Consider the following 16,097-nt stretch of genomic DNA (forward strand, 5'->3'; position numbering starts at 1 on the left):
CAAGGGCAGGAGAATCCCCGTGAAGCAGGCCTTTTACGACTTAGCCGCGCTCGTCGCCCGATTAGGGGTCGGCGGCATCTTCTTCGCCAACGGCTGGCGCAAGCTTGAGGACGGCCTGCGGCTGACCAGCCAGAAGTTCGCCGCCCAGGGCGCGCCGCTGCCGGACGCGTGGGCGACGATCACCATGATGGCCGAGCTGCTCGGCGGGGCTCTGCTCATCGCCGGGCTGGTCGTCTCCGTCACCGGGCTGGTGCTGTTCGTCGAGGCCCTGGGCGTGTTCCTGCTGGCCCGGCCGCTCAACCCGGTGGACATCAACGAGATCATCCTGCTCGGCGCGGCCGCGATCCTGCTGGCCGTGGTCGGAGCCGGCCGGGTGTCGGTGGATCACATGGTGGTCATCCGGCGCCGGCAGTCGGAGGCCGAGGCGGAGTTCGAGGCCGACCGGGACGCCGACCGGGTGATCCACTCGCTCCGGGATCCGGACGAGCCCCGGCGGCCCGCGCTGGAGGAGGACCCCGGCGAGCTCCGCGCCGAACAGCCCTCGCTGGACGACACCGCGCCGCATCCCGTGCCCGAGCGGACGCCGGACCCGGAGCAGCCGCCGGCCGGCGACACCCTCGTCGCGGGCCGCCGCAAGCCGTCCGGCCGCCCGCGCAAGACCGAGTCGTAGCCGCGCCGATGGGCGTCAGACGGGCTCGGCGAGTGCGGCGGCGGCGCGCTGCTTGGCCGCCGCCCGCTGGGTGATCGCGATGGCGACCAGGATGATCACGGCGCCCACCGGCTGGTTCCAGGTCAGGCTCTCCCCCAGCACCACCACGCCGGACAGCGCGGCGACCGCCGGGAAGGTGTAGGTGACCGTCGAGGTCGTGGTCACCCCGGCCCGCGCCTGGATCCAGTAGAGCAGCAGGTAGGCGACGCCGGTGCCGAGCCCGCCCAGCGCCAGCAGGTTCCACCAGGTGAGCGCGGGCACGTCGGTGTTCACCAGCGGCACCCCGGCGATCAGCGTGATCACCAGGAGCTGGACCGTGCCGCTGAGCAACTGGCCCGCCGCCAGCACCATCGTCGGCTCCGGGCGCCGGCCGACCAGGAAGCGGCCCATGTACGCGCCGCCGATGCCGTAGCTGGCCGCGGCGCCGAAGCAGGCCAGGCTGCCCTGGAGCTGGCCGCCGTCGAGCGGCTGCCAGACGCCGAGCACGACCATCACGCCGGCGAACCCGAGACCGAGACCCAGGGCGCGGCCCGCGGTGGCCTTCTCGCTGCGCAGCAGCAGGGTGAAGGCGAGGGTGCACAGCGGGGTGGTGGCGTTCCAGATCGAGGCGACGATCGAGGAGACGTACTGCTCGCCGTACGCGAAGAGGGTGAAGGGGATGGTCGTGGCGACGACGGAGACGACCTGGAAGTGACCCCACAGCGAAGGGTCACGCGGCAGGCGCAGCCGGGCCACGGCCAGCGCGGCCAGCAGCACGGCGGCGCCGACCACCATCCGGCCGAAGGAGACCTGGAGCGGGTGCAGGACGCCGACCAGGTTCTTGATGAAGAAGAAGCTGTTGCCCCAGATGAAGGCGAGCAGGACGTAGGCGGGCAACCAGCGCGCCGCGCTTGAGATGTGCACGGGGCAGCAGGGTAGTCAGCTTGCTGGGCTCATACGTAGGGATATTTTCCTATTTTTCGAGCTACAGCTCGAAACGGGCGACCCGGCGGAGCTTGTTCATCGCGTCGAGGGCGGCGACCTTGTACGACTCGGCCAGCGTCGGGTAGTTGAACACGGCGTCGACCAGGTAGTCGATGGTGCCGCCGCAGCCCATCACGGCCTGGCCGATGTGCAGCAGCTCGGTGGCGCCGGTGCCGAAGACGTGCACGCCCAGCAGCGAGCGGTCCTCCGGCGAGACCAGCAGCTTGAGCATGCCGTAGGTGTCGCCGATGATCTGCCCGCGGGCCAGCTCTCGGTAGCGCGAGATGCCGACCTCGAACGGCACATGCGAGCGGGTCAGCTCGTCCTCGGTCTGCCCGATGAAGGAGATCTCCGGGATGGTGTAGATGCCGATCGGCTGCAGCATCGACAGCGCGGGCAGCGGCTCGTCGCAGGCGTGGTGCGCGGCGATGCGCCCCTGCTCCATCGAGGTGGCGGCCAGCGACGGGAAGCCGATCACGTCGCCCACCGCGTAGATGTGCGGCACCGCCGTACGGTAGAAGGCGTCGACCTTGATCCGGCCGCGCTCGTCCGAGGCCAGCCCGGCGGCCTCCAGGGCCAGGTCGTCGGTCATGCCGTGGCGGCCCGCGGAGTACATGACGGTCTCGGCGGGGATCTTCTTGCCGCTCTCCAGCAAGGTGATCGCGCCGCGGGGCCGCTTCTCGACGGCGGCGACGCTCTCGCCGAAGCGGAAGGTGACCGCCAGGTCGCGCAGGTGGTACTTCAGCGCCTCGACGATCTCCAGGTCGCAGAAGTCCAGCATGCGCTCGCGGCGCTCGACCACGGTGACCTTGGTGCCGAGCGCGGCGAACATCGAGGCGTACTCGATGCCGATCACGCCCGCGCCCACCACGACCAGCGAGTCGGGCACCTCCGGCAGGTTCAGGATGCCGTCGCTGTCGATGATCGTCTCTTCGTCGAACTCCACCGAGTCCGGCCGGGCCGGCCGGGTGCCGGTGGCCAGGATGATCTTCTCGGCGGTCACCTTGGCGTCGCGGCCGGACTCGTCGAGGACGTCCATGGTGTGCTGGTCGACGAAGCGGGCCGAGCCGGTCAGCACCGCGACGTGGTTGCGCGAGAGCTGCGAGCGGATCACGTCCACCTCGCGGCCGATCACGTGCTGGGTGCGGATGCCCAGGTCGGCGACGGTGACCTCGTCCTTGACGCGGTAGCTCTGGCCGTACATCTCGCGCTGGTTGAGCCCGGTGAGATAGAGGACCGCCTCGCGCAGCGTCTTCGACGGGATGGTGCCCGTGTTGATGCAGACGCCGCCGATCATGTTCCGCCGCTCGACGAGCGCGACGCGTTTCTCCAGCTTGGCGGCGGCGATGGCCGCCTTCTGCCCACCGGGCCCCGAACCTACGACAAGGATGTCAAAATCGGCCACGTCGTCAGTGTGCTATGCCGAAGCCTGGGCGGGAACCCGGTCGACGATGGCACTTGAGCCCGCCGCCCGCGCGCAATGGGCACAGCAGTACCAGTCGAGGTCGACCTGCACCCCGTGGCCGATCACCCTCGTCCCGCAGTGCTCGCAGATCGGGGCCATCGCCTGGATCGCGCACTGGAAGGAGTCGAAGGTGTGGACCGCCCCTTGGGCGTGCACCTCGAAGCTCAGGTCGTAGTCGTTTCCGCAGGTCTCGCAGACAGCCATCAGGTCCTCCCTTTCCGGACCGAGATACCCTCGGCGAGCCAGCGAAAGCCCAGGGGCAGGGCAAACAATCCCAGCAACGCCAGCGCGTACGGCAGGCCGACCCGCAGCGAGAGCCCGGCCACCAGCAGCGGGCTGACGATGAAGCCGGTGTAGGAGATCACCGACACCGCCGAGACCAGCGCCCCCCGGGGGTCGTCGGCCGCCGCGCGGCTGAGGATGGCCGGGACGACCGGCCCGAAGGCGAGCCCGGTGAGGGTGAACCCGGCGATGGCCGGCCACGGCTGCGTCGCCAGCCCGGCCAGCACGATGCCCGTGCCGCCGCCGAGCGCCGACACCAGGTAGAGGGTGCGCAGCCGCAGCCTCGGCATGGCCTGGACGAGCAGCCGGCCCAGGGTGAGCGCGCCCATGTAGGCGGCGGGCGCGATGCTGGCCAGCAGGGCCGAGGCGCCGCGGTGGTCCTCCAGCAGCAGCACCGACCACTGCTCGACCGAGTTCTCGATGATGAGCACGCACGCGGCCAACGCGCCGAGCACGAACCCGGCCCGCCAGGGGTTGGCCGCGCCGTCGGGCCTGGGCGCGGCCGGGCCGCTCGGCATCGGCAGGAACAGCAGCGACGCGGTGGCGGCCAGCACGATCACGGCGATCACCGCGAGCACGGTGAAGGTGCTCAGCCCCAGTTCGCGGGCGAGCCCGGTGGCCGGGGCCGCGGCGATCACCGCGACCGGGAAGGCGGCGTGCACCGGCTGGAAGAGCCGCTTGCCGGTGTCTCGCTCGGCCCGGCCGGTGGCCTGGTTGAGGGTGACGTCGAGGGCGCCGCTGGTCGCGCCCACCAGCAGCAGGCAGGCGCCGAGGGCCAGCGGGCTGCGCGCGGTCGCGATGAGCAGGATGCTGAGCGCGAAGGCCGCCGACGACAGCGCCAGCCCGGTCCGCTCGCGCCCCCGGGCGAGCCGGCCGGCCAGCGCCATGGCCGGGATCGCGCCGAGCGGGACCACGGCGAGCGCCGGGCCCAGCCCCGCCGAGCCGGTCTCGATCTGCTCGCGGATCGCCGGCAGCAGCGCGCCCCACGATCCCCAGAACACTCCCCATGCGGCGCAGACCAGGATCAACGGCATGGGGTCGATCATGCCGGAAACTCAGGCGAAGCGGGCCTTGCCCTTCTTCGTCCAGGCGCCCTCCGGGCTGATGTAGCCCTTCTTGAACCAGGACTTGAACTGCCGCAACGCGGGCCTCGGGGCGTCGGCGTACTCGATCCGGTTCGGGTTCCAGAGCCCGAGGTCGCGGTAGCCGCGGAGCTGCCGCTCGGCGGCCCTGTCGGTGCGGGCCGGTGGAGTGGTGCCGTTGCGCAGGTCGAACCAGGCGGCGCCCTTGGCGGTCAGCGCGCCCCGGGCGGAGATGAGGCGGTGGCGGCAGTAGTAGGCGTGCTGCTTGCGCGCGATCCTGGCGTCGTCGGCGTACTCGACCTTGTTCGGGTCGAAGGCGCACGCCGAGGCGGCGGCCGGGGTGGCGGTCAAGGGGAGACCTCCGGCGAGCAGGACGCCGGACAGCGACAGCAGGGTGACGGTCTTCTTCATGAGGCCCAGCATCGGGGCCTCGTCCTGCGGCGAGCCGTCGGCCGTCCGGCGATCGGGTAACAACGATCCGGAGATTTGTCGGCGTAGTCGTAGAAATACGTTGAGCGATCGGCCCAGGCTTACTAGGTTGCCCATCATGAGACGCATCAGGATCGCCAAAACCCCGGTCAAGAAGCGCCCCATCCGCCCCGCCGACCTCGACCTCAGAACGCCGTCCGGCAAGAGCTTGCCGTACTGACGGGTAACCCGACCGGAAGTCACACTGGTCGCTGGTTTACGCTGAACCTACAAGTAGTCCGGTAGATAGACTCTTGTCACAAATACATCACGTCGGGGGGTTCAGGATGAAGAGGCTGGTGGTGGTACCACCGCGCGTCGCGCGCCACAAGGTTCGTGACATCAGGTCCGCCGACCGCCACAAGCCTGCCGCTCCCGACCCCAAGGTCGTCGACCTGCACGCTTACAGCGGTCGCAACGTCATCCCGTTCCCCGACGGACCGGCTCCGGCCGCCTAGGCGCGGTAGAGCTTGACCTCGTAGTTCTCCGGGGCGTAGTAGCGCTCCAGGTCCTCCACCGACTCGGGGACCTTCTGGATCTCCTTGACCAGCTTGGCGTGCGAGGGCAGCGCGCCGGCGTCCCAGGTCTCGGGCTTCCAGAGCGAGGAGCGCAGGAACGCCTTGGCGCAGTGGAAGAAGATCTGCTCGATCTCCACGACCAGGGCCAGGTGCGGGCGGTGACCCTTGACGATCATCTCGTCGAAGAACGGCGCCTCGCGCACCAGCTTGGCCCGGCCGTTGATGCGCAGGGTCTCCGAGCGGCCGGGGATCAGGTAGAGCAGCCCGACGTGCGGGTTGGCCAGGACGTTGAGCCAGCCGTCCGCGCGGCGGTTGCCCGGGCGGTCGGGGATGGCGATCGTGGTGTCGTCGAGGACGTGGGTGAACCCGGCCGGGTCGCCCTTGGGCGAGGCGTCGCAGTTGCCCGCCGCGTCCGAGGTGGCGAGGATGCAGAACGGCGACAGGGCCAGCCACTCCCGGTCCCGCTCGTGCAACCGCGTCCGCTCCTTCGTCGCGGCGCGGGGCATGACCTCGCCGAGCAGCTCGCGGAGTTCGGCCTCGGACTGGATCTCCGTCCACGTCATGGAAAAACCCTCTCTGTCGGGATTGCCCATTCTTGACCATCGACGGAGGAGCGCTTGACGCCGCCCCCCTCACCAGCGGCGGGCGCCGGCCATCAGGTGCAGCAGGGCGTCACGCTCGGCGACGAACTCGGCCGGGTGCATGCCCTCCCGTTCGGCGCGTTCGTGCACCAGCACCAGTTCGGTGGCGGCCTGCTGGTAGTCGGCCATCGCCCTGCCGTACCCCGTGCGCTTGGCCCAGCGGCGCGCGTCGCGCCGCGCCAGCAGGGAGCCGAGCATGGTGATGTCCTGCGGGGTGACCAGGCCGGTGGGCAGGTAGCCGGCCAGCACCGGGCCCATCCGGGCCACCAGCCGGCGGCGCTCGCGCACGGTGATGGCGATCAGCAGGCCGATCAGGCCCATCAGGACGAGGTAGACGGCCGCCAGGCCGGGCAGCGAGCCGAGCGTGGCCATGCCGTTCCACATGCCGTGCAGCAGGACGGCGGCCAGGTAGCCGAGCGGCACGGCGGCGAACCGGCCCGGCCCGCGCCGGGTGACGGCGTAGGCGACGCCCAGGCCGATCATCGAGGTGTAGACCGGGTGGCCCAGCGGGGCGATCAGCCCGCGGAAGACGAACAGGCCCGCGGCGGCGCCCGCGCCGTTCTCGGTGTAGTTCATGACGTAGTAGCCGACGTTCTCCACCGCGCCGAAGCCGAGCCCGGCCATCGAGGCGTAGATGATGCCGTCGGTCAGCCCGTGGATCTCCCGGCGCCGCCGCAGCAGGAGCGGGATCAGCACCGAGCCCTTCAGCGCCTCCTCGATCACCGGCGCGAAGACCACGGTGCCCAGCCCGTCGAGGACGGACTGGTCCACCGTGCCGGAGATGGCCGCCTCGCCCATGCTCTGGATGACCAGCGTCAGGACCACCGCCACCCCGCCGCCCCAGGTGAAGGCGTACACCAGATTCAGCCGCGGTTCCGGCTCCAGCCGGTCGAGCGCGAGCACGGCGGCCAGCAGCACCGGCAGCGGCGCGACGGCCAGCACCAGCGCCAGGCCGAACCCGAGGGTGCCGCCGCTGAACAGGAAGATGCCCAGCACCAGCAGGACGCAGACGCTCGACAGCACCAGCGCGACGATCAGCCCGCGCGCCGGGCGCGGCGGCAGGACAGGGGGGCGGTGTCCCAGAGTGGTCATCCCCTCACTATGCAGCCGGAAGCTTGCAGGTGAGTTGACGTCAGCGCGCCTCGCGGTAGTAAGGGTCGGTCACCGTGCCGCCGTCGGGACCGTAGGCGTAGACCTCGCGCCCGTTGACGAAGACGCGCATCGCCCGGCTGAAGACGTCGAGCGGGTCGCCCGACCAGATGACCACGTCGCCGTCCAGGCCCGGCTTGAGCGCGCCGACCCGGTCGTCGAGCCCCATGATCCGGGCGGGGTTGACGGTGAGCGCCTTGAGCGCGGTCTCGCGGTCGAGGCCCTCCTTGACCGCCAGCGTCGCCTGGTGCACCAGGAAGTGGATCGGCACCACCGGGTGGTCGGTGGTGATCGCCAGCTCGACGCCCGCACGGGCCAGGATGCCGGGGTTACGCAGCGAGCGGTTGCGCAGCTCGACCTTGGACCGCGAGGTGAAGAGCGGGCCGATGATCACCGGGATGTTCCGGGCAGCGAGCTCGTCGGCGAGCAGGTGACCCTCGGTGCCGTGGTTGATGATCACCTTGTAGCCGAACTCGTCGGCCAGGCGCAGGGCGGTGGCGATGTCGTCGGCCCGGTGCGCGTGCTGGCACCAGGGCAGCTCGCCGTCCAGCACCTTGACCAGGATCTCCAGCGTGGCGTCGCGTTCCCTGCGGTCGGTGTCGGCCTTGTAGTCCTGCGCGCGGCGGAAGGCGTCGCGGATCACCGTGGCCACGCCCAGCCGGGTGGAGGGCAGCTTCTTCTGGTCGCCGTAGACCCGCTTGGGGTTCTCCCCCAGCGCGCTCTTCACGCTCACCGGCTGGCGGACCAGCATCTCGTCGACCGTGCGCCCCCAGCACTTCACCGCGACGGTCTGACCGCCGATCGGGTTGCCGGAGCCCGGCTTGATCACGGCGGTGGTCACGCCGCCGGACAGGGCGTCCTGGAAGCCGAGGTCGGCCGGGTTGATCCCGTCGAGCGCGCGCAGCCGGGCGCCGTTGGGGTCGGTCATCTCGTTGGTGTCCTGCCCCGCCCAGCCCTCGGCCTCCTCGTACACGCCGATGTGCCCGTGCGCCTCCACGAAACCGGGCAGGACCCACTGACCGCCGGCGTCGACCGTGGTCACCCCCTCGGGTACGGCGAGGCCGCTCCCCACGGCGGTGATCTTCCCGTCCTCGATCAGGACGGTGCCGCCCTCGATGGGGTCGCCGTCCATGGGCACGACATATCCGTTGACGATCGCAAGGTTCATGCCTTCGGAGATTAGTGCAGGAGTAGGCCCGGCCCCGCCGGGAAGGTGGCCCGCATGGACATCGCTCACCTCTACCGGCGCTGGCTCCTGGAGCTGTGGCAGGGCGACTTCGCCCTGGCCAAGGAGCTGGTCACGCCCGGCTTCGTCGGCCACTGGCCGCACGGTGACGTGCGCGGGCCGGACGGCCTGGCCGGGGCGCTCCGGCAGGGCCACGAGCCCTTCTCCGACGTCGTCGTCACCCTCGACGTCGGGCCGCTGGTCGACGGCGACCTGGTCGCCGCCCGGTGGACCTTCGCCGGCAAGTACCGCGGCGGCCTGCCCGGGGTGGCGGCTCCAGTGGGGACGCCGATCTCCTTCAGCGGCCACGACATCCTGCGGGCCGAGGGCGACCGGTTCGCCGAGTACTGGGTCGTCTCCGACGCCGAGGGGCTCTCCCGGCAGCTCGCCGACATCGCCTCCCAGTGAGAATCAAGCGGATGTTCAGTGCGCCGTTCTAGAACTGGCGTATGCCTTTCATCGACGTCCGAGCCGGAAGGATCCACTACGAGGACACCGGCGGCGACGGGCCCGTGCTCCTGTTCCTGCACGGCCTGGCCGTGCACGGCGCCCTGTGGCGGCACGTCGTCGCCGCGCTGCGGGACGGCTACCGCTGCGTCGTGCCCACGCTGCCGCTGGGCTCGCACCGCACGCCCATGCGGGCCGGGGCCGACCTGTCCCTGGCCGGGCAGGCGCGGATCGTCGCCGAGTTCGTGGAGCGGCTCGGCGTGGGACCGGTCACCGTGGTGCAGAACGACGGCCCGGTCGCGCTCGCCCTGGCCGCCTCGCGGCCCGACCTCGTCGAGCGGCTCGTGCTGGTGTCGTGCGAGGCCTACCGGGGTGCGCCGCGACGGCTGCTCAACCGGGCCGCGCAGGCGCCCGGCGGGTTGTGGCTGCTCTTCCAGGCTCTGCGGGTGCGCGGGCTGCGGCGGATGCCGCCCTTCGGGACGTGGTCGCGGCGGGCGCCGGCCTCGGTGACCGACGGGTGGTTCCGTCCGCTCCGGTCCTCCTGGCGGAACCGGCGTGACCTGCGGAGCTACCTGCTGTCGACGACTCCGGGGGCGGTGGCCGAGGCCACCGAGCGGCTGCGGGCCTTCGACCGGCCCGCCCTGGTCGTGTGGGCCTTCGAGGACCGGGGCCGGCCGCTCTCCCACGGGGTACGGCTGGCCGCGCTGCTGCCGCAGGGGCGGCTGGTGGAGATCGGCGACAGCGCCACGCTCATCCCGGAGGACCAGCCGCGGGTGCTCAGCCTGGCCTTGCGCCGCTTCCTGGAACAGACCGCGTCCAGCCCGTCTCCTGAGCAGGCCGCTCCTTCTTTCGCCGGACACGAAGAAGCGGCCCCGGAGTGGTGTTCCGGAGCCGCCTCGTCGTGACTCCTAGCTGCAGCCGGAGGTGGAGCCGCAGCCCTCGCAGACGTAGCAGCTACCGGCGGGGCGCATCTTCGTCCCGCAGGTCATGCAGAGCGGGGCGTCGGCCACGAACCGGGCGTGGCTCTCCAGCGTCAGCTCCTTGACCGGCGGCTGGGCCTCGGCGGGAGCGTCGGCGGCCGGCTTGGGCTTCACCTCGATCGGCGCGGACTGGGCGAGCGCCTCCTTGTCCACCACGGGGGCGGGGTCCTCACCACGCTGCTGGGCGGCGCGCTCGGCGGCGGAGAAGATGCCGAGCGCCGCCCGCTCGTCGTAGGGCAGGTGGTCGAGGGCCAGGCGGCGGAAGATGTAGTCCATCACCGAGGCCGCCATGCGCACGTCCGGGTCGTCGGTCATCCCGGCCGGCTCGAAGCGCATGTTGACGTACTTGCTGACGTAGGTCTCCAGCGGCACGCCGTACTGCAGGCCGATCGAGATCGCCACCGAGAAGGCGTCCATGATGCCGGCGAGGGTCGAGCCCTGCTTGGACATCTTGAGGAAGACCTCGCCCAGGCCGTCGTCCGGGTAGGACGAGGCGGTCATGTAGCCCTTGGCGCCGCCCACGGTGAAGCGGGTGGTCACGCTGGGCCGCGAGTTGGGCATCCGGCGGCGGGTCGGGCGGTTGATCTCGACGACCTTGACCTGCGGCTCGACGGCCACGGTCTCGACGGCCTTGTCCTCCGCCTTCTCCTCGGTCTTCTTGCCCGCCACCGACAGCGGCTGGCCGACCTTGCAGTTGTCGCGGTAGACGGCCAGGGCCTTCAGGCCGAGGCGCCATCCCTCCATGTAGACCTGCTCGATGTCCTCGATCGTCGCGCTCTCGGGGAGGTTGACGGTCTTGGAGATCGCACCGGACAGGAACGGCTGCGCGGCGGCCATCATCCGCACGTGGCCCATCGGCGCGATGGCCCGCTCGCCCATGGCGCAGTCGAACACCTCGTAGTGCTCCTGCTTCAGGCCGGGAGCGTCGACGACGTGGCCGTTCTCGGCGATGTACTCGACGATCGCCTCGATCTGCTCCTGCTGGTAGCCGAGCTGCTTGAGCGCGCGCGGGATGGTCTGGTTGACGATCTGCATGGAGCCGCCGCCGACCAGCTTCTTGAACTTGACCAGCGCCAGGTCGGGCTCGATGCCGGTGGTGTCGCAGTCCATCATCAGGCCGATGGTCCCGGTCGGGGCCAGCAGCGAGGCCTGCGCGTTGCGGTAGCCGTGCTTCTCGCCGAGCTTGAGGCACTCCGACCACTGCTTCGACGCCTCGGCGTGGATCTTCGCGTCCATGCCGCCGATGGTCAGCAGGTTGTCGTTGGCGGCGGCGTGCTTGCGCATGACCCGCTTGTGCGGCTCGGCGTTGCGGGCGTAGCCGTCGTAGGCGCCGACGACGCTCGCCAGCTCCGCGCTGCGGCGGTAGGAGACGCCGGTCATCAGGCTGGTGATCGCCCCGGCGACCGCGCGGCCGCCGTCGGAGTCGTAGGCGTGGCCGGTCGCCATCAGCAGCGCGCCGAGGTTGGCGTAGCCGATGCCGAGCTGGCGATAGGCGCGGGTGGTCTCGCCGATCTTCTCGGTCGGGAAGTCGGCGAAAGTGATCGAGATGTCCATCGAGGTGATGATCAGCTCGGTCAGCTTCACGAAATTGGCGACATCGAAGGAGTTGTCGTCCTTCAGGAACTTCAGCAGGTTGATGCTCGCCAGGTTGCACGAGGAATTGTCCAGGTGGACATATTCCGAACACGGGTTGGACGCGGTGATCCGGCCCGTTTCCGGCGTCGTGTGCCAGTCGTTGATCGTGTCGTCGTACTGCACGCCCGGGTCCGCGCACTCCCACGCGGCCTTGGCCATCTTGGTGAAGAGGTCCTTGGCGTCGATCGTCTCGATGATCTCGCCGGTCAGGCGGGCGCGCAGGCCGAACTTCTCGCCCGCGTCCACCGCGCGCATGAACTCGTCCGAGACGCGGACCGAGTTGTTGGCGTTCTGGTACTGGACGCTGACGATGTCCTTGCCGCCGAGGTCCATGTCGAAACCGGCGTCACGCAGCGCGCGGACCTTGTCCTCCTCGCGCGCCTTGGTCTCGATGAACTCCTCGATGTCGGGGTGGTCGACGTCGAGCACGACCATCTTGGCCGCCCGGCGAGTCGCGCCGCCGGACTTGATGGTGCCCGCGCTCGCGTCCGCGCCGCGCATGAAGGACACCGGGCCGCTGGCCGTACCGCCGCTGGACAGCAGCTCCTTGGACGAGCGGATGCGGGACAGGTTGACCCCCGCGCCAGAACCGCCCTTGAAGATCACGCCCTCTTCCTTGTACCAGTCGAGGATCGACTCCATGGTGTCGTCCACCGACAGGATGAAACAGGCGCTGACCTGCTGCGGCGACTTGGTGCCGACGTTGAACCACACGGGCGAGTTGTAGGCGAAGATCTGGTGGACCAGCGCGTGCTTCAGCTCGTGGTCGAAGATCTCGGCGTCCTCGTCGGAGGCGAAGTAGCCGTTCTCGACACCGGTCCGGGTGTACATGCCGACCACGCGGTCCACGAGCTGCTTGAGCGACCACTCACGCTGCGGGGTGCCGACCGCGCCCCGGAAGTACTTGGTCGTCACGATGTTGGCCGCGTTGACCGACCAGAAGTCGGGGAACTCCACACCACGCTGCTCGAAGTTGATCGAGCCGTCGCGCCAGTTCGTCATCACGACGTCCCGGCGCTCCCAGGTGATCTCGTCATACGGGTGCACGCCCGGCTTGGTGAAGATCCTCTTCATCTTCAGGCCCTTGCTGCGCTTGCGCGATGACACCGTCTCCGTCATTGCTTGTCCCCCTTCTCCGCCTTCAACTGTTCGATCTCCGCTTCAAAGTCCGCCAGGCTCTCGAAACCCCGGTAGACCGACGCGAACCGCAAATACGCCACCTCGTCCAGCTCCCGCAGCGGGCCGAGGATCGCCAGGCCCACCTCGTTGGACGGGATCTCGGCCACGCCCTTCGCCCGGATGGCCTCCTCGACCTGCTGCCCGAGCTGCGCCAGCGAGTCCTCGCCCACCGGCCTGCCCTGGCACGCCCGCCGCACGCCCGCGACCACCTTGTCCCGCGAGAACGGTTCGGTCACGCCACTTCTCTTGCTCACCATCAGCAGGACCGTCTCCTGCGTGGTGAACCGCCGCCCGCACTCCGGACAGGTTCTGCGTCGCCTGATGGCGGCCCCGTCGTCCGTGGAGCGACTGTCGATCACCCTGGTGTCCGGGTGGCGACAGAACGGACAGTGCACGCCACGCCTCCTTGACACACGCGTTTCCCGACCTTCAAGGGTCGCCAAAGCAGGGTCACGGAAACACAATTTGTGGTGAACTACATCGGTGTAAGTACTAGATGTTGTGGTCCAACCGTAGAACTGCCGGGCCGTGATCGCAACTTGCCGGGCGGCTTCCCAGCGAAGTGGCTGATCAGTCGGCGTGTCGCCGGTGGGGGGCGTGGTGCGGGTGTTCCGAGGAAGGGATTCTGCCGGGTTCCGGGGGGTGGGCGGGTCTGGTATAGGGCTTCCCGACCTGCGGAAACACTCCTGACTACCAGGGAATTCCCGCTCTCCGCCGCCCTCTCAGCCCTGGTCCCCAGCCGGTCGGACTCTCCTCTTCAGTCCGCCTGGCCCCGACTTCGCCGCGCCACACCTCAGCCCGCCTTGACCGACTCCCCTGCGCCACGCCTCAGCCGCTTTCCCTGGGCTTGCCGTGCTTCCCCGTCTCGCCCCTCCGCCGCCCCGTCGGGCCGGCCCCGGGTCTCGCTTTCCCCGCCGCCCCTATCCCGCCGACCCCCGTCGGGGCCCCGCGCCTTGATTCCCCTCCGGGCCCATGTGGGACGCTGCCAACCCGGCCGCGGCCCGACCCTGGATTCTGCGCCCGCCCTCCCGCCAAGCCCGAGGTCCTGCGGCCGGAGACCACGAATGGGCGCCGGTTGTAGGCGGCGCCCATTGAATGAAGTGACGGCGGCCGAGCGTCACCTTGAGGGAAGTGGCACCGGCCGAGCATCAGCGTGAGCGGAGTGACAGTGGCTGAGCGTCAGCTTGCCAGCGTGCCCAGCCAGTAACCCGCTACGGCCAGTAGGACGATCAACGCGGCCACCACGATGCGGCCCCGGCGGGTGAGACGGAACGACGTGCGAGCCCTACGTGCCCGGCGAGCGCCGACCCCAGTACCGCCCGCACCGCCAGCCCCAGCACGGCCAGTTCCAACACGGCCTGTCCCGGCACGGCCAGTCCCAACGCGGCCGGTCCCGGCACGGCCACCGCCACCGCCACCGCTGCCAGTGCCGGTGCCGCCGCCGGTGCCGTCGTCGGACAGGCCGCCCTGGACGATGCTGCCCACGCGCGGGTGGGGCACGCTGGGGGCCGCGTCACGGCCTGCGCCCCGTCGCCGTGTCTGGCCCTTGGTCCGGCCCTTGCGTCCCGTGCCGGACGGTGTCGTCCGGGTGCCGTTGCCTTTCACCGCCACCACTACGCCCCCTTTCGGCCGCTCCCCCGAGCTCCGCCGTCTCGTCCCCGTAGTACTACCCCCGGCCACGGGACGGATTCCCGTTCCACCCCGAGCCGGAAACACTCTTGGCCTGTCCCATTCCGGACGCCCCTCGTCCCCCACGGGTGCCACCTGCTCAGCCGGCCGCCGCCCCTCCGGCCGTCCCGCAGCCTGGGCCCGCCCAGTTACCTGCCGGAACGCCCGGAGGTCGGTGACGCTCGCCAGGCGTACGGCCTCGGCAGCCGCTTCCGAGGCCGGCCCATCACCCTCGACCGCTCCAGGAGGGTCACTTGGCCCACCGACACCGACACCGACACCGACACCGACACCGAGCGTTTCGCCCCCGCCCGCACTGCTCTTCGAGTGCGCCGCGCGGTCGCTGCTCCCCGGCCACCCCCAGAGCCCTCTCGCTGGACGGCGTGCAGGGCGGCCCTCCCGAGCGGGTACGCCACCCTCCGACCCCGTCCCCCCTCCCCCACCGACTCCCGCGGAGCGCGGAACCCCGGGACCGGAAAGCTCCGCCGTACCGGGGTCGGAGCGGGGCGCGGGGACGAGGCGGAGAGGTGGGGTGCCCGGGCGGCGGGGACGCGGCAGGGGCGTGTTCGAATGACGGGGCTCCCGGGTGGCGTCGGCGATCAAGGTGAGATTGTCGGTGGTCTCTGCGATTGTGGTCGTCCGCATGAATGGCCTCCCGCCCCGTCACGACCGAAAATGGCCGAACAAAGATCGGCGTATCGAACACGATGTCGATCGAACTCCCGTACGATGGTCTACCACAGGGACCCGACATTTTCGAGGAACACTCGAACAATTGTTTGAGGATGATCTTCAACGGCGATATCGTCGCTGTGTGCGACACACGAACCACGGACCGGAAGGTCTGCCGGTGAGGAGGAACAGGGCATGAGCGAGCACGATGACTCCAACGGTGTCAGCGACCTCGCGTTGCGCAGGCGTGACTCACTGGGTCTGACACCCAGGCAACGCAAGATCCTGGAGGTGATCCGCGACTCGGTGCAGCAGCGCGGGTACCCGCCCTCCATGCGCGAGATCGGCGAGGCGGTCCAGCTGACCAGCACGTCGAGCGTGTCGCACCAGCTGACGGCCTTGCAGCGAAAGGGCTACCTGCGGCGCGATCCGCACCGGCCGCGCGCGTTGGAGGTCCGGCTGCCGGGTGAGCCGGTGCTGTGGGTGGATCCGGACGGCGACGAGGTCGAGTCGCCGGTGAGCCGCCCGACGGCGGCGTACGTGCCGCTGGTCGGCCGGATCGCCGCCGGTGGGCCCATCCTGGCCGAGGAGAGCGTGGAGGACGTGTTCGCCCTGCCCAAGCAGCTCGTGGGCGAGGGCACGCTCTTCCTGCTCCAGGTCAGCGGTGACTCGATGATCGAGGCGGCGATCGCCGACGGCGACTGGGTGGTCGTACGGCAGCAGCCGGTGGCCGAGAGTGGCGACATCGTGGCCGCGATGATCGACGGTGAGGCGACCGTCAAGACGTTCAAGCGGAAGGACGGGCATGTCTGGCTCGTCCCGCACAACCCCAACTACGACCCGATCCCCGGCGATGAGGCCAGCGTCCTGGGCAAGGTCGTGGCGGTGCTTCGCCGCCTCTGAAACCCCCTCCGACCGGTCGGCCCCCGTCCGCACACGGGCGGCCGACCGGCCCCCACCTGGTTCCTCAGTCGTTTCGCCTTCTCCTCCTGAGCCTCACCCGGTGAGCGCCTC

15 protein-coding genes are annotated in these 16,097 nt (G+C 70.3%); 5 read left to right on the forward strand and 10 right to left on the reverse strand.

Annotated elements, in window-relative coordinates:
* The first annotated feature begins 19 nt into the window (after positions 1 to 19).
* The gene (locus AB0I67_RS12640) at positions 20 to 670 is read left to right on the forward strand and encodes a DoxX family protein (RefSeq protein WP_357921990.1); all 651 of its coding nucleotides are present in this window, start codon (positions 20 to 22) and stop codon (positions 668 to 670) included.
* Between the two features lie 15 nt (positions 671 to 685).
* On the opposite strand, the gene AB0I67_RS12645 is transcribed toward AB0I67_RS12640, so the two are convergent.
* From AB0I67_RS12645 to AB0I67_RS12665, 5 genes are all read right to left on the reverse strand, one after another.
* A complete protein-coding gene (locus AB0I67_RS12645) occupies positions 686 to 1,612 on the reverse strand; it encodes a DMT family transporter (RefSeq protein WP_357921992.1) in 927 nt (308 codons plus the stop codon).
* Positions 1,613 to 1,673: 61 nt separating this feature from the next.
* Positions 1,674 to 3,077 carry a Si-specific NAD(P)(+) transhydrogenase gene (gene sthA, locus AB0I67_RS12650; protein ID WP_357921995.1) on the reverse strand — a complete coding sequence of 468 codons (1,404 nt, stop codon included), beginning with the start codon at positions 3,075 to 3,077 and terminating at the stop codon, positions 1,674 to 1,676.
* Between the two features lie 12 nt (positions 3,078 to 3,089).
* Positions 3,090 to 3,341 carry a hypothetical protein gene (locus AB0I67_RS12655; RefSeq protein ID WP_357921998.1) on the reverse strand — a complete coding sequence of 84 codons (252 nt, stop codon included), beginning with the start codon at positions 3,339 to 3,341 and terminating at the stop codon, positions 3,090 to 3,092.
* Entirely contained in the window at positions 3,341 to 4,453 is a 1,113-nt protein-coding gene (locus AB0I67_RS12660; RefSeq protein ID WP_357922001.1) for an MFS transporter, read from the reverse strand. Before AB0I67_RS12660 ends, AB0I67_RS12655 begins: the two co-directional genes overlap by 1 nt.
* A 21-nt stretch (positions 4,454 to 4,474) precedes the next feature.
* A complete protein-coding gene (locus AB0I67_RS12665; protein WP_357922004.1) occupies positions 4,475 to 4,912 on the reverse strand; it encodes a hypothetical protein in 438 nt (145 codons plus the stop codon).
* A gap of 344 nt (positions 4,913 to 5,256) precedes the next feature.
* Between AB0I67_RS12665 and AB0I67_RS12670 the strand changes: the two genes are divergently transcribed.
* Positions 5,257 to 5,427, forward strand: a complete 171-nt coding sequence (locus tag AB0I67_RS12670; RefSeq protein WP_357922006.1) for a hypothetical protein — start codon at positions 5,257 to 5,259, stop codon at positions 5,425 to 5,427.
* Here the strand turns inward: AB0I67_RS12670 and AB0I67_RS12675 are convergent.
* From AB0I67_RS12675 to AB0I67_RS12685, 3 genes are all read right to left on the reverse strand, one after another.
* A complete protein-coding gene (locus AB0I67_RS12675) occupies positions 5,424 to 6,050 on the reverse strand; it encodes a pyridoxamine 5'-phosphate oxidase family protein (protein ID WP_357922009.1) in 627 nt (208 codons plus the stop codon). The genes AB0I67_RS12670 and AB0I67_RS12675 overlap by 4 nt on opposite strands.
* 69 nt (positions 6,051 to 6,119) lie before the next feature.
* A complete protein-coding gene (locus AB0I67_RS12680; protein WP_357922011.1) occupies positions 6,120 to 7,220 on the reverse strand; it encodes a PrsW family intramembrane metalloprotease in 1,101 nt (366 codons plus the stop codon).
* Positions 7,221 to 7,260: 40 nt separating this feature from the next.
* Positions 7,261 to 8,445 carry an amidohydrolase gene (locus tag AB0I67_RS12685; RefSeq protein WP_357922014.1) on the reverse strand — a complete coding sequence of 395 codons (1,185 nt, stop codon included), beginning with the start codon at positions 8,443 to 8,445 and terminating at the stop codon, positions 7,261 to 7,263.
* A gap of 54 nt (positions 8,446 to 8,499) precedes the next feature.
* On the opposite strand from AB0I67_RS12685, the gene AB0I67_RS12690 reads away from it, so the two are divergent.
* Both AB0I67_RS12690 and AB0I67_RS12695 read left to right on the forward strand, forming a co-directional pair.
* Positions 8,500 to 8,910 (forward strand): ester cyclase, encoded by a 411-nt coding sequence (locus AB0I67_RS12690; RefSeq protein WP_357922017.1) that lies wholly within the window; start codon positions 8,500 to 8,502, stop codon positions 8,908 to 8,910.
* A 41-nt stretch (positions 8,911 to 8,951) separates the two neighbouring features.
* On the forward strand, positions 8,952 to 9,854 hold the full coding sequence (locus tag AB0I67_RS12695; RefSeq protein WP_357922019.1) for an alpha/beta hydrolase: 903 nt from the start codon (positions 8,952 to 8,954) through the stop codon (positions 9,852 to 9,854).
* Positions 9,855 to 9,857: 3 nt separating this feature from the next.
* On the opposite strand, the gene AB0I67_RS12700 is transcribed toward AB0I67_RS12695, so the two are convergent.
* Both AB0I67_RS12700 and nrdR read right to left on the reverse strand, forming a co-directional pair.
* Positions 9,858 to 12,683 carry a vitamin B12-dependent ribonucleotide reductase gene (locus AB0I67_RS12700; RefSeq protein ID WP_357922022.1) on the reverse strand — a complete coding sequence of 942 codons (2,826 nt, stop codon included), beginning with the start codon at positions 12,681 to 12,683 and terminating at the stop codon, positions 9,858 to 9,860.
* Complete coding sequence (gene nrdR / locus AB0I67_RS12705; protein WP_357922025.1) at positions 12,680 to 13,138, reverse strand: transcriptional regulator NrdR; 459 nt, start codon at positions 13,136 to 13,138, stop codon at positions 12,680 to 12,682. The genes AB0I67_RS12700 and nrdR overlap by 4 nt, the downstream gene beginning before the upstream one ends.
* A 2,140-nt stretch (positions 13,139 to 15,278) precedes the next feature.
* Between nrdR and lexA the strand changes: the two genes are divergently transcribed.
* Positions 15,279 to 15,986 carry a transcriptional repressor LexA gene (lexA, locus tag AB0I67_RS12710; protein ID WP_357922028.1) on the forward strand — a complete coding sequence of 236 codons (708 nt, stop codon included), beginning with the start codon at positions 15,279 to 15,281 and terminating at the stop codon, positions 15,984 to 15,986.
* The last annotated feature ends 111 nt before the right edge of the window (positions 15,987 to 16,097 follow it).

This window comes from Nonomuraea sp. NPDC050310, from assembly GCF_040655795.1.
GTDB lineage: Bacteria > Actinomycetota > Actinomycetes > Streptosporangiales > Streptosporangiaceae > Nonomuraea.